The organism is Pseudomonas sp. CAU 1711 (assembly GCF_039888625.1).
Taxonomy (GTDB): Bacteria; Pseudomonadota; Gammaproteobacteria; order Pseudomonadales; family Pseudomonadaceae; genus Aquipseudomonas.
In genome coordinates this window covers 171,502-184,779 of sequence record NZ_JBDQQT010000012.1, presented here as the reverse complement: position 1 = coordinate 184,779, position 13,278 = coordinate 171,502, and the positions used below count along the sequence as shown (strand labels likewise).

The window sequence follows — 13,278 nt, the reverse complement described above, 5'->3', positions numbered from 1 at the left end:
TGCGATATTCATTTCCTGCGTCCGACTCGAAGTCCGCAGCCTAACAACTGGTTCAAGTCGTTCGCTTCGCTCACTTGGACGTCCAAAAGCTGCGCTTTTGGCCGCCCCTTAACCAAACGTTAGGCGGCAAAAGCAACAAAGGAATGTGCGGGCTTGGAAGTCTTGAAAAGTCACAACCCAATACTACGTGCAACACCAAAGCCAAATGTGCTCAAAAACTGCTTCGGCGCCCCGCTCCAGCTTCTTCGCTGCTCGCCGCGCATCAAGGCTGCGGGTTATCGCCGCAAGCGCCTGGATGTCCGCTTAGTCGAGGCCCCAGCCAAAATAAATACATGGCTTGAAAGTTCGCTGCGGGTCGGCCACTGTGTGATATTCATTTCCTGCGTCCGAATCGAAGTCCGCAGCCTAACAACTGGTTCAAGTCGTTCGCTCTGCTCACTTGGACGTCCAAAAGCTGCGCTTTTGGCCGCCCCTTAACCAAACGTTAGGCAGTCATGGAAAGACAGCAAGTAACCTTTGAAGAGTCGTGCAAGCGACCATGCACACTACGGCTTGGTAGCTGTGGCGGGCCAACAGTGCACGGCCTAAACGGCTATGCTTGCGAAAACTGCATTAGAACAGCACTAGATAAACTCCATACAAACAGTGAAGCAAGGATGCAAAACTGCTCTTATTGCGGAAAATCTCCTTCATATCAGAGCCAACAAACCAACACATGCAAGGAGTGCTTTGAAAAAGTACTAAAGAGCATAGAGCATTGGCACAAAACTCAAGACCGGAGAAATGCCTAACAATGCGTATATGGACTCTCCCCGCAAGTAGCAGGCAAAGCTTTTCTGTTCCACTGCCGTCGGTGCGGTTGCATTCGTATATCCGGCCTTTCTGTGGGCACCAGGCCCGGGCCATTCTGTAGTTCGCACAGCGGGGGCCAAGCGCTCAAACGATCACGAGGATCAGTATTGTTATCGGCCTTGTTCCGCTGCAGGACTCGCCCTTTCCGACAGTGTCGCTTCCCACCACAACCACTCGAACTGTTACTCCTCCCCTTTCCCTGTTAACCTCGCCCGCCTCCGGCGGGCGCCTGACTCTGCCAGTCGCCACTGAAGCGCCGCTCCTCACACCACACCGCCCAGCAGATCCGCACCAGTTTGTTGGCCAGGGCCACTACCGCCTTGTTGGGGCCTATGCGTTCGGCCGTCGCCACGGCCCACTGCTGCAGCCGGGTCAGCCGTTCCGGGTGGTTTCGACTACAACGTTGCGCCGCCAGCAGCGACGAACGCGCACCATGAATCAGTAAGGTGCGCACGTAGGTGTTGCCGCGCCCGCTGATCCGCCCCAGCCGACGTTTATCGCCGCTGCTGTGTTCGTTCGGAGTCATGCCCAGCCAGGCGCTCAGTTGGCGACCACTACCAAAACGCTCCGGTCTACCCACTGCAGTTTTCAGGGCGCTGGCCGTCAGCAGGCCGATGCCGCTGACTGCGTCCAGCCGGCGGATCGTGTCGTCTTCTGCATGCAGGGTGGCCAGCTGGGTTTCGACGCTGTGCATCGATTGCTCGTAGAGGCTGATCTCCGCCAGTACCTGCCTTTCGCCGCTCAGATCACCCAGAGCTCCATGAAGCGCTCCACCGGCATCGCCTCCAGACGCGCGGGGTCGCGACACAGGGCGAGAATCTCGGCGCGCCGGCGCGGGGCGAAGCGGCTGGCCAGGGCGGCCTCGAACTTCGCCTCGAGCAGCGGCCTGGCCTCGGCGCGCCGGCGCCGGTGGCCGAGCGGATACTCCACCGCCACCGGCTCGGTGCAGCTGCCGTCGCGGAAGAACACCTGCACGGCGTTGGCGATCGAGCGCTTGGCGGAGTCCAGGTAGTCGCGGCTGTAGCGCGGCTCCTCGACCAGCTCCATCTTCGAGCGCAGCTCGTCGAGGAGCGGATGGGCGGCGTGGAAGGCATCCTCGTAGTGCTCGGCGCGCAGGCAGCCGAAGGCCAGGCACACGGCGGTCATGTACTGCAGGCAGTGGTCGCGGTCGGCGGGATTGGCCAGCTCGCCACGCTTGTCGATGATGCGCAGCGCCGATTGCTGGGTCGCGATGCGGATGCGCTCGATCTCCGGCAAACGTTCGCGTACCTGCGGATGCAGGATGAGCGCCGCCTCGCAGGCGGTCTGGCCGTGAAACTCGGCGGGAAAGCTGATCTTGAACAGCACCTGCTCCATCACGTAGCTGCCGAAGGCCTGGGGCAGGCTGAAGCGGCGCCGCCCCGCCGGCTTGGTCTTCAGATTGTCGCAGGTGTGGCTGAACAGCACGTCATAGAAGCCCCACTGCGGCGCCTCCAGCACCCCGGGCACCCCCATCTCGCCGCGCAGGGCGATATCGGCCAGCTGCACCCCGCGACTGGCGGCATCGCCCGCCGCCCAGGACTTGCGACTGCCGGTATTGGGCGCCTGGCGATAGGTGCGCAGCGGATGGCCGTCGACGAACACATGGGACAGCGCCGACAGCAACTGTTCGCGATCGGCGCCCAGCAGCTTGGCGCTGAGCGCGGCGGACGCCAGCTTGACCAGGATCACATGGTCCAGGCCGACGCGATTGAAGGCATTGTCCAGGGCCATCACCCCCTGAATCTCGTGGGCCATGATCATCGCTTCGAGCACCACGCGCATCGTCAGCGCGGGCTCGCCGCGCCGGGCCCGGCGCTGGGCCAGGTGATCGGCCACGGCCAGGATGGCGCCGAGATTGTCCGAGGGATGGCCCCACTCGGCCGCCAGCCAGGTGTCGTTGTAGTCCAGCCAGCGTACCAGGCAACCGATGTCCCACGCCGCCTTGGCCGGCTCCAGGCGCAGGCGGGTGCCCGGTACCCGCGCCCCCTCAGGCACCCAGGTGCCCTCGACCGGCGGCCCCAGGAGCTTGGTGCACTCGGGAAAGGCCAGGGCCTGCAACAGGCAACCGAGGCTGTCCATCAGGCACAGGCGCGCCGTGTCGAAGGCCTCCTCCGAGTCGATGCGACCGTGCAGCACATAGTCGGCAATATCCTGAAGGACCCGGTCGTAGTCGGGCCGTTGCTTGAGTTCGAAGCCGGCGGACATGGCGACGCCTCCTGACCGATTGCCGGGCGGCTCGCAACCCGCCCCCGTTTCAATCAGCCTAGCGCCTGGCCTCGACGCCCGGCAGCGAGCCCGCCTAGAAGCTGTCGCCCGGAACCCGCACCCAGCCCTCCATCAGAATCCGCGCGGAGCGCGACATGATAGCCCTGGTCACCGTCCACCGGCCATCGACCAGACGCGCCTGGGCGCCGACCCGCAGGGTGCCGGAGGGGTGGCCGAAACGCACCGCCTCGCGCTCGCCGCCGCCGGCCGCCAGGTTGACCAGGGTGCCGGGGATCGCCGCCGCCGTGCCGATGGCCACCGCGCAGGTACCCATCATGGCGTGGTGCAGCTTGCCCATGGACAGCGCGCGCACCAGCAGATCGACCTCGTCGGCGCCCACCTGCTTGCCGCTGGAGGCCTGGTAGGTCTTGGGGCTGGCGACGAAGGCGATCTTCGGCGTGTGCTGGCGGGTGGCCGCCTCCTCCGCCCTCTCGATCAGGCCCATGCGCAGCGCCCCGGCCACGCGGATGGCCTCGAAGCGCGCCAGCTGCGCCGAATCGCCATTGATGTCCTCGCGCAGTTCGGTGCCCTGGCAACCGATGTCCTCGGCATTGACGAACACGGTGGGGATGCCGGCGCTGATCAGGGTCGCCTTGAAGGTACCGACACCCGGTACTTCCAGGTCATCGACCAGGTTGCCGGTGGGAAACATCGAGCCTTCGCCGTCATCGGACGGATCGAGGAACTCCAGCACGATCTCCGCCGCCGGGAAGGTCACCCCATCCAGCTCGAAGTCGCCGGTCTCCTGAACCTGGCCATTGCTCACCGGCACGTGGGCGATGATGGTCTTGTGGATATTGGCCTGCCAGATGCGTACCTCACAGGTGCCGTTCTCGGGAATGCGCGCCGGGTCGACCAGGCCGGCATGGATGGCGAAGGCGCCTGCCGCTGTCGAAAGGTTGCCGCAGTTGCCGCTCCAGTCGACGAAGGCCTTGTCGATGGCGACCTGACCGTAGAGGTAGTCGACGTCGTGATCCGGCCGGGAGCTCTTCGACAAGATCACGCACTTGCTGGTACTGGAAGTGGCGCCGCCCATGCCGTCGATATGTGCCGCATAGGGGTCGGGGCTGCCGATCACCCGCATGAACAGACGGTCACGGGCCTCGCCTGGCACCTGGCAGCGCTCGGGCAGGTCCTGCAGGCGGAAGAACACGCCCTTGCTGGTGCCGCCACGCATATAGGTGGCGGGAATCTTGATCTGGGGTTGATGAGCCATGATTTCGTCCTGGCTTGATAGAAGTAGTCCTGGAGCCACCCTTCTCCCCCTGGGAGAAGGTGCCCGCAGGGCGGATGAGGGAGACCGCCTCCCTCACCGGTACGCCGGCCGCCCCTGCCCTCTCCCGAAGGGAGAGGGAGTGAGCGCCGACCTTAGCCGGCAGTGGATTCCAGAAAGTCCTTGGCGAAGCGCTGCAGCACACCGCCGGCCTGGTACACGCTGACATCGGCGGCAGTGTCCAGGCGACAGGTCACCGGCACCCGCAGCACCTCGCCGTTGCGTCGGTTGACCACCAGGGTCAGATCGCAGCGCGGCGAGACTTCGCCCTCGACATCAAAGGTCTCGGTGCCATCCAGGCCCAGGGTCAGGCGCGTGGTGCCCGGCTTGAACTCGACCGGCAGCACGCCCATGCCCACCAGGTTGGTGCGGTGGATGCGCTCGAAGCCTTCGGCGACGATGACCTCGACGCCGGCCAGGCGCACGCCCTTGGCCGCCCAGTCCCGCGAGCTGCCCTGGCCGTAGTCGGCGCCGGCGATGATGATCAGGTTCTGCTTGCGGTTCATGTAGGTCTCGATCGCCTCCCACATGCGCATCACCTGGCCTTCCGGCTCGACCCGCGCCAGCGAGCCCTGTCTCACCTTGCCCGCCTCGTCCCGCACCATCTCGTTGAACAGCTTGGGGTTGGCGAAGGTGGCGCGCTGCGCGGTGAGGTGGTCGCCGCGATGGGTGGCGTAGGAGTTGAAGTCCTCCTCCGGCAGGCCCATCTTCGCCAGGTATTCGCCGGCCGCCGAGTCGGCCAGGATGGCGTTGGACGGCGACAGGTGATCGGTGGTGATGTTGTCCGGCAGGATCGCCAGCGGACGCATGCCCTTGAGCGTGCGCTCGCCGGCCAGCGCGCCTTCCCAGTACGGCGGGCGGCGGATGTAGGTGGACATCGGCCGCCAGTCGTACAGCGGGCTCTCGGCCTCCCGCACGCTGCCGAGGTCGAACATGGGGATGTAGACCTGCTTGAACTGCTCGGGCTTGACGCTGGCGGCGACGATTGCGTCGATCTCCTCGTCGCTCGGCCACAGGTCCTTCAGGGTCACCGGGTTGCCGTTGTTATCGGTGCCCAGCACATCCCGCTCGATATCGAAGCGCACGGTGCCGGCGATGGCATAGGCCACCACCAGCGGCGGCGAGGCGAGGAAGGCCTGCTTGGCGTAGGGGTGGATGCGCCCGTCGAAGTTGCGGTTGCCGGACAGCACCGCCGTGGCGTACAGGTCGCGCTCGATGATCTCCTGCTGGATCGCCGGGTCCAGCGCGCCGGACATGCCGTTGCAGGTGGTGCAGGCGTAGGCGACTATGCCGAAGCCGAGCTTCTCCAGCTCCGCCAGCAGGCCGGCCTCCTCCAGGTACAGCCGGGCCACCTTCGAGCCCGGGGCGAAGGAGCTCTTGACCCAGGGCTTGCGCACCAGACCCAGGGCATTGGCCTTCTGCGCCAACAGGCCGGCGGCGACCACGTTGCGCGGGTTGGAGGTGTTGGTGCAGCTGGTGATGGCGGCGATGATCACCGCGCCGTCCGGCAGCAGGCCCTGGGCCTCCTCAGCCCTGGCCGCGGCCAGACTGGCTTCGCCGGCGATGCCGCGCTCGACCAGCGCCGAGGTCGGCAGGCGCTTGTGCGGGTTGGAGGGACCTGCCAGGTTGCGCACCACGCTGGACAGATCGAACTGCAGCACCCGCTCGTACTCGGCGGTCGCAAGCGCATCGCCCCACAGCCCCAGGGTCTTGGCGTAGCGCTCGACCAGCGCCACCTGCTCCGGCTCGCGGCCGGTGAGCTTGAGGTAGTCGATGGTCTGCTCGTCTATATAGAACATCGCCGCCGTCGCGCCGTATTCCGGGCACATATTGGAGATGGTCGCGCGATCGCCGATGCTCAGGCTGTCCGCGCCTTCGCCGAAGAACTCGACCCAGGCGCCGACCACCCGCTCCTGGCGCAGGAACTCGGTCAGGGCCAGGACGATATCGGTGGCGGTTATGCCCGGCTGGCGCTTGCCGGTCAGCCTGACCCCGACGATGTCGGGCAGGCGCATCATCGACGGGTGGCCGAGCATCACGGTCTCGGCCTCCAGGCCGCCGACGCCGATGGCGATCACCCCCAGCGCATCGACGTGCGGGGTGTGCGAGTCGGTGCCGACGCAGGTGTCGGGAAACGCCAGGCCGCCACGGTTCTGGATCACCGGGCTCATCTTCTCCAGATTGATCTGGTGCATGATGCCGTTGCCGGCCGGGATCACATCGACATTCTTGAACGCGGTCTTGGTCCACTCGATAAAGTGGAAGCGGTCCTCGTTGCGGCGCTCCTCGATAGCGCGGTTCTTGGCGAAGGCATCCGGGTCGAAGCCGGCGGCCTCCACGGCCAGCGAGTGGTCGACGATCAGCTGGGTCGGCACCACCGGATTGACCTTGGACGGATCACCGCCGCGTTCGGCGATGGCGTCGCGCAGGCCGGCGAGATCCACCAGCGCGGTCTGGCCGAGGATGTCGTGGCACACCACGCGGGCCGGATACCAGGGGAAGTCCAGGTCACGCCTGCGGAAGATCAGCTGCTCCAGCGCGGCGCTGAGGAGCTCCGGCTCGCAGCGGCGCACCAGCTGCTCGGCCAGCACGCGGCTGGTGTAGGGCAGCCTGGCCCAGGCGCCGGCCTGAATGGCGTCGACCGCTGCGGGGGCGTTGTAGTAGTCCAGGTCGGTGCCCGGCAGGCGTTCACGGTAATGCTTGTTCATTTTATTTGCGGTCCTTGAGCGGCACGAACTGCAGATCTTCCGGGCCGACATAGTTGGCGCTGGGGCGGATGATCTTGCCGTCGATGCGCTGCTCGATGACGTGGCTGGACCAGCCCGAGGTGCGGGCGATGACGAACAGCGGAGTGAACATGGCGGTGGGCACACCCATCATGTGGTAGCTGACGGCGCTGAACCAATCGAGGTTGGGGAACATCTTCTTGATCTCCCACATCACGCTCTCCAGGCGCTCGGCGATGTCATACATCTTGCTGTTGCCCTGCTCGGCGGAAAGCTGGCGGGCGACTTCCTTGATCACCTTGTTGCGCGGGTCGGACACGGTGTAGACCGGGTGGCCGAAGCCGATCACCACTTCCTTGCGCTCGACGCGGGCGCGGATATCGGCCTCGGCCTCGGCCGGATTGTCGTAGCGCTTCTGGATCTCGAAGGCCACCTCGTTGGCGCCGCCATGCTTGGGCCCGCGCAGCGCGCCGATGGCGCCGGCGATGCAGCTGAACATGTCGGAGCCGGTGCCGGCGATCACCCGCGCGGTGAAGGTCGAGGCGTTGAACTCGTGCTCGGCATAGAGGTTGAGCGAGGTGTGCATGGCGCGCACCCAGGACTCGCGCGGTTTCTCGCCGTGCAGCAGGTGCAGGAAGTGCCCGCCGATGGAGTCGTCGTCGGTCTCCACCTCGATGCGCCGGCCGTTATGGCTGAAGTGATACCAGTACAGCAGGGCCGAGCCCAGCGAGGCCATCAGCTTGTCGGCGATATCGCGGGCACCCGGGTGATTGTGGTCGTCCTTCTCCGGCGCCAGGCAGCCGAGCACGGACACCGCGGTGCGCATCACGTCCATCGGGTGCGCCGAGGGCGGCAGCTGCTCCAGCGCGGCCTTGACGCCCGCCGGCAGGCCGCGCAGGGCCTTGAGCTTGGCCTTGTAGGCGGCCAGCTCGGCGACATTCGGCAGCTTGCCATGCACCAGCAGGTGGGCGATCTCCTCGAATTCGCAGGTGGTGGCGACGTCGAGAATGTCGTAGCCGCGGTAATGCAGGTCGTTGCCGGTGCGGCCCACGGTGCACAGGGCGGTGTTGCCGGCGGCGGTGCCGGAGAGGGCCACGGACTTCTTCGGCTTGAAGGCGGCGCTGGTTTCGCTGCTCATGATTGTCTCCTCGAGTCTTGTTGTTCTTCACTTCTTGCCGGCGGCGAACAGGGCGTCGAGCTTCTGTTCGAAGGCGTGGTAGCCGATGCGGTCGTAGAGTTCCGCGCGGGTCTGCATCAGCTCGATCACGCTCTGCTGATGGCCCTGCTGGCGGATCGCGGTGTAGACGGTTTCCGCCGCCTTGTTGGCGGCGCGGAAGGCCGACAGCGGGTAGAGCTGGATGGCCACGCCGACCGAGGCCAGTTCGTCGCGGGTGAACAGCGGAGTGGCGCCGAACTCGGTGATATTGGCCAGCACCGGCACCTTGAGCGCCTCGACGAAGCGCCGGTAGGTCGGCAGGTCGTAGGCGGCCTCGGCGAAGATGCCGTCGGCGCCGGCCTCGACATAGCGCTGGCAGCGCTCGATGGCGGCGTCCACGCCCTCGGCCTGGATCGCATCGGTGCGGGCGATCAGGAAGAAGTTCGGGTCGGTCCTGGCATCGGCGGCCGCCTTGACCCGATCGACCATCTCCTCGCAGGAGACGATCTCCTTGCCCGGGCGGTGACCGCAGCGCTTGGCGCCGACCTGGTCCTCGATATGCGCGGCGGCGGCACCGGCCTTGATCAGGCTCTTGATGGTGCGCTCGATATTGAAGGCACTGGGGCCGAAGCCGGTGTCGATGTCCACCAGCAGCGGCAGGTCGCAGACATCGGTGATGCGGCGCACGTCGGTGAGCACGTCGTCCAGGGTGTTTATCCCTAAGTCCGGCAGGCCCAGGGAACCGGCGGCGACGCCGCCGCCGGACAGGTAGATGGCCCTGAAGCCGGCACGCTTGGCGAGCAGCGCGTGATTGGCGTTGATCGCGCCTATCACCTGCAGCGGCTGCTCTTCGGCGAGAGCCTGGCGGAAACGCTGTCCGGGGGAAAGCTGGGTCATGAGTCACCTCGTGGCTTGGACGATTTGGCGAGCGCGTCCTGGTAATGGCGCTCGATATTGCGCTTGGATGCACCGATGTGACGGCGCATCAGCAGTTCGGCCAGTTCGCCGTCACGTTCGGCGATGGCATCGAGAATGCGGTGGTGCTCGGCGAAGGCCTGATGCGGCCGGTTGGGCGTCGCCGAGAACTGCAGGCGGTACATGCGCACCAACTGGTACAGCTCGTCGCACAGCAGCTTGGCCAGGGTGCGGTTGCCGCTGCCCTGGATGATCCGGTAGTGGAAGTCGAAGTCGCCTTCCTGCTGGTAGTAGCCGAGTCCGGTCTTGAAGGCGGCGTCCTGCTCGTGCAGGTCGAGCACCCGGCGCAGCTCGTCGATCTCGCTCTGGCTCATGCGCTCGGCGGCCAGACGGCAGGCCATGCCCTCCAGCGACTCGCGGATCTCGTACAGCTCGACCAGCTCGGCATGGCTGAGCGACACCACCCGGGCGCCGACATGGGGCACCCGCACCAGCAGCTTCTGCCCTTCCAGACGGTGAATGGCCTCGCGCAGCGGCCCGCGGCTGATGCCATAGGTGCGCGCCAGTTCCGGCTCGGAAATCTTGCTGCCGGGTGGTATTTCGCCACGCACTATGGCCGCCTGGATGCTGCGAAAGACATGCTCGGCCAGGGTCCCGGAGTCTTCCTGAGCGGTAGCGACAGGCTCGAGTATCTCGCTCATGATTGTCGACACGGCAATATATTTATGAGCGAAAGCTACGCCAAAAAAAGCACATCAGTCAAACATTGTCGACAATCAAGGCGAGCATCTCAGAGCGAAAAAATCCTTCACTTCACCTGCAGAAACGCTCATAAGCGACTGTCACGGCAGAAAAAGCCCATGGTAGAATGCCGCCCGCATGAGTTGGCCGACGTGGCTGCTAGACTCCACCCGACTGACCGTCTTCGTCATGCCCGACGCGACCAACAAGGATTTATGCGACTCAAGCCCTTCGCCCTTCTCCTAGGTTTCAGCTTGCTGCCCGGCCTGAGTGTCGCCGCCGAAAAGACCGTCTATGGTCTGAATGAGTATGTGCGCATCTCCGAGCTCGACCTGGAGGTCGCCGCCAAACTCGACACCGGCGCCAAGACCGCCTCGCTCAGCGCGCGTGACATCAAGCGTTTCAAACGTGACGGCGAGACCTGGGTGCGCTTCTACCTGGCCATAGACGAAGCCCACGAACACGCTATCGAGCGGCCTCTGGCACGCATCAGCAAGATCAAGCGCCGCTCCGGTGACTACGATCCCGAAGAGGGCAAGACCTACACGGCCCGCCCGGTGATCAAGCTCGAGCTGTGCATGGGCCAGACCCGGCGCAGCATCGAGGTGAACCTGACCGATCGCAGCGCGTTCCAATACCCGCTGCTGATAGGCTCCGAGGCGCTCAAGCGACTGGATGCCATGGTCGACCCTAGTCTTAAATACTCCGCCGGCAAGCCCGGCTGCTCTTCCGACGCACACTCTGCCGAGTAACTGACATGCGCTCTCTCAACCTGCATCTGAAAGTCCTTATCACCCTGCTGGTGACGGTGGGCATTCTGGTCACGGCCTACCAGATCTTCGTCCTCGGCATTCCGGTGACCGAGGACGAAACCGACGACCTGTGGAACATCGACGCCAAGGTCGAGTTCCAGGCCAGCCCGCGTGAACCGGTCAAGGTTCAGCTGTTCGTGCCGCCGCTGAACCAGGACTACGTCAGCCTCAACGAGAGCTTCATCTCCAACAACTACGGGGTGAGCGTCAACCGCGCCGACGGCAACCGCAAGCTGACCTGGTCGGCGCGCCGCGCCAGCGGCAAGCAGACCCTCTACTACCGCCTGGTGCTGACCAAGCGCTACAGCGGCGAGCCGGTCAAAGCCAAGGGCCCGATCTTCCGCGACAGCATCCCGGTCGAAGGCGCCGAGAAGATCGCCGCCGAGGCCCTGCTCGCCCCCATCCGCCAGCATTCGGCGGATGTGCAGACCTTCATCAGCGAGACCATCAAGCGCGTCAACAATACCGGCGACGACAACGTCAAACTGCTGCTCGGTGGCGATGCCTCCACCACCAACAAAGCCAAGGTGATCGACCTGCTGCTGTCCATCGCCCACGTGCCGATGGAGCGGGTGCACACCATCCGCCTGGCGGCCGATAGCCAGCAATCTCCCGAACTATGGCTGCGCAGCTTCAACGGCGAGAACTGGCTGTACTTCAACCCAGACAGCGGCGAACAGGGCCTGCCGGCCGACCGCGTGATCTGGTGGACCGGCGACGAACCGCTGGTCAATATCGAAGGCGGCAAGAAGGCCCAGGTCAGCTTCACCCTGAACAACAGCGAGATGAACGCCATCCGCCTGGCCAAGCTGACCGACGAGAACACCGACGTCGACTTCCTCGAATACTCGCTCTACGGCCTGCCTCTGCAGACCCAGCAGACCTACCAGATCATGATCATGATCCCGATCGGCGTGCTGGTGATCCTGATCCTGCGCAACCTCGGCGGCCTGCAGACCCTCGGCACCTTCACCCCGGTACTGATCGCCCTGGCCTTCCGCGAGACCCAGCTGGGCTTCGGCATCGTACTGTTCACCATCATCACCGCCCTCGGCCTGTCGCTGCGCTCCTACCTGGAGCACCTCAAGCTGCAGATGCTGCCGCGCCTGTCGGTGGTGCTGACCTTCGTGGTGGTGCTGATCGCCGTGATCAGCCTGCTCAGCCACAAGCTCGGCCTGGAGCGCGGCCTGTCGGTGGCGCTGTTCCCGATGGTGATCCTGACCATGACCATCGAGCGCCTGTCCATCACCTGGGAGGAGCGTGGCGGCAATCACGCCTTCAAGGTGGCCGTGGGCACCATCATCGCCGCCGCCCTGGCCCACATGCTGATGAGCATCGAGGAGCTGACCTACTTCATCTTCACCTTCCCGGCCGTGCTGATGGTGCTGGTGGGCTTCATGCTGGCGATGGGGCGCTACCGCGGCTACCGCCTGACCGAGCTGTTCCGTTTCAAAGCCTTCCTGAAGGATTGAACCCATGATCGGCCTGTGGAAGACGTGGAAGGCCCTTGAAGCCAAAGGCATCATGGGCATCAACAGACGCAACGCGGACTACGTGCTGAAGTACAACAAGCGGCACCTGTACCCGATCGTCGACGACAAGATCATCACCAAGGAGCGCGCCCTCGCCGCTGGCATCGATGTGCCCGAGCTGTACGGCATCATCTCCACCGAGAAGGAGATCGAGAAGTTCTCCGAGATCATCGGCGAGCGCAGCGACTTCGTGATCAAGCCGGCGCAAGGCGCCGGCGGCGACGGCATCCTGGTGATCGCCGACAAGTTCGAGGGGCGCTACAAGACCGTCTCCGGCAAGATCGTCAGCCAGGAAGACATCGAGCATCAGCTCTCCAGCATCCTCACCGGCCTCTACTCCCTCGGCGGCCACCGCGACCGCGCACTGATCGAGTACCGGGTGACCCCGGACCCGATCTTCAAGAGCATCAGCTACGAGGGCGTGCCGGATATCCGCATCATCGTGCTGATGGGCTACCCGGTGATGGCCATGCTGCGCCTGCCGACCCGCCAGTCCAACGGCAAGGCCAACCTGCACCAGGGCGCCATCGGCGTCGGCGTCGACCTGGCCACCGGTATCACCCTGCGCGGCACCTGGCTGAACAACAAGATCACCAAGCACCCTGACACCACCAATGCGGTGGATGGCGTGCAGCTGCCCAACTGGGACGGCTTCATGAAGCTGGCGGCCGGCTGCCATGAGCTGTGCGGCCTCGGCTATATCGGCGTGGACATGGTGCTGGACGTGGACAAGGGCCCACTGATCCTCGAGCTCAACGCCCGCCCCGGCCTGAATATCCAGATCGCCAACGACTGCGGCCTGACCCACCGTGCCCATGCGGTGGAAGCGCATATCGCCGAGCTGGAAAAGAAAGGCGTGAAGGAAAGCGTGGAAGATCGCGTGCGCTTCGCCCAGCAGCTGTTCGGCCATATCAAGCCCAAGGAAGTCTGAGCCCAGGCTCGCTAAGGCCCGGCGCTGCCGGGCTTTTTCATTGCGCCGTACAAT

9 protein-coding genes and 1 pseudogene are annotated in these 13,278 nt (G+C 64.9%); 3 read left to right on the top strand and 7 right to left on the bottom strand.

What is annotated here, in order from left to right; translation table 11 throughout:
- Window positions 1-1,054: 1,054 nt before the first annotated feature.
- From AAFN46_RS15245 to AAFN46_RS15215, 7 genes and pseudogenes are all read right to left on the bottom strand, one after another.
- Window positions 1,055-1,579: pseudogene (locus tag AAFN46_RS15245) on the bottom strand (IS110 family transposase); the annotation flags it as partial.
- A 14-nt stretch (window positions 1,580-1,593) separates the two neighbouring features.
- Window positions 1,594-3,078, bottom strand: coding sequence for a bifunctional 2-methylcitrate dehydratase/aconitate hydratase (locus AAFN46_RS15240; protein ID WP_347809535.1), 1,485 nt, complete (start codon window positions 3,076-3,078; stop codon window positions 1,594-1,596).
- A 94-nt stretch (window positions 3,079-3,172) separates the two neighbouring features.
- Window positions 3,173-4,354, bottom strand: a complete 1,182-nt coding sequence (gene prpF / locus AAFN46_RS15235; RefSeq protein WP_347809534.1) for a 2-methylaconitate cis-trans isomerase PrpF — start codon at window positions 4,352-4,354, stop codon at window positions 3,173-3,175.
- 152 nt (window positions 4,355-4,506) lie between these two features.
- On the bottom strand, window positions 4,507-7,119 hold the full coding sequence (gene acnD / locus AAFN46_RS15230; RefSeq protein ID WP_347809533.1) for a Fe/S-dependent 2-methylisocitrate dehydratase AcnD: 2,613 nt from the start codon (window positions 7,117-7,119) through the stop codon (window positions 4,507-4,509).
- Window position 7,120: 1 nt separating this feature from the next.
- Window positions 7,121-8,278, bottom strand: coding sequence for a 2-methylcitrate synthase (gene prpC, locus AAFN46_RS15225; protein ID WP_347809544.1), 1,158 nt, complete (start codon window positions 8,276-8,278; stop codon window positions 7,121-7,123).
- A 24-nt stretch (window positions 8,279-8,302) separates the two neighbouring features.
- A complete protein-coding gene (gene prpB, locus AAFN46_RS15220) occupies window positions 8,303-9,190 on the bottom strand; it encodes a methylisocitrate lyase (RefSeq protein ID WP_347809532.1) in 888 nt (295 codons plus the stop codon).
- Window positions 9,187-9,909, bottom strand: a complete 723-nt coding sequence (locus AAFN46_RS15215) for a GntR family transcriptional regulator (protein ID WP_347809531.1) — start codon at window positions 9,907-9,909, stop codon at window positions 9,187-9,189. Before AAFN46_RS15215 ends, prpB begins: the two co-directional genes overlap by 4 nt.
- A 255-nt stretch (window positions 9,910-10,164) precedes the next feature.
- Here AAFN46_RS15215 and AAFN46_RS15210 point away from each other — a divergent pair, with 255 nt between their 5' ends.
- Genes AAFN46_RS15210 through AAFN46_RS15200 form a run of 3 tightly spaced genes read left to right on the top strand, consistent with a single transcriptional unit; the run spans window position 10,165 to window position 13,224 of the window.
- Entirely contained in the window at window positions 10,165-10,701 is a 537-nt protein-coding gene (locus tag AAFN46_RS15210; RefSeq protein ID WP_347809530.1) for an ATP-dependent zinc protease, read from the top strand.
- Between the two features lie 5 nt (window positions 10,702-10,706).
- Window positions 10,707-12,233, top strand: coding sequence for an inactive transglutaminase family protein (locus tag AAFN46_RS15205; protein WP_347809529.1), 1,527 nt, complete (start codon window positions 10,707-10,709; stop codon window positions 12,231-12,233).
- A gap of 7 nt (window positions 12,234-12,240) precedes the next feature.
- A complete protein-coding gene (locus AAFN46_RS15200; protein WP_347809543.1) occupies window positions 12,241-13,224 on the top strand; it encodes an alpha-L-glutamate ligase-like protein in 984 nt (327 codons plus the stop codon).
- The last annotated feature ends 54 nt before the right edge of the window (window positions 13,225-13,278 follow it).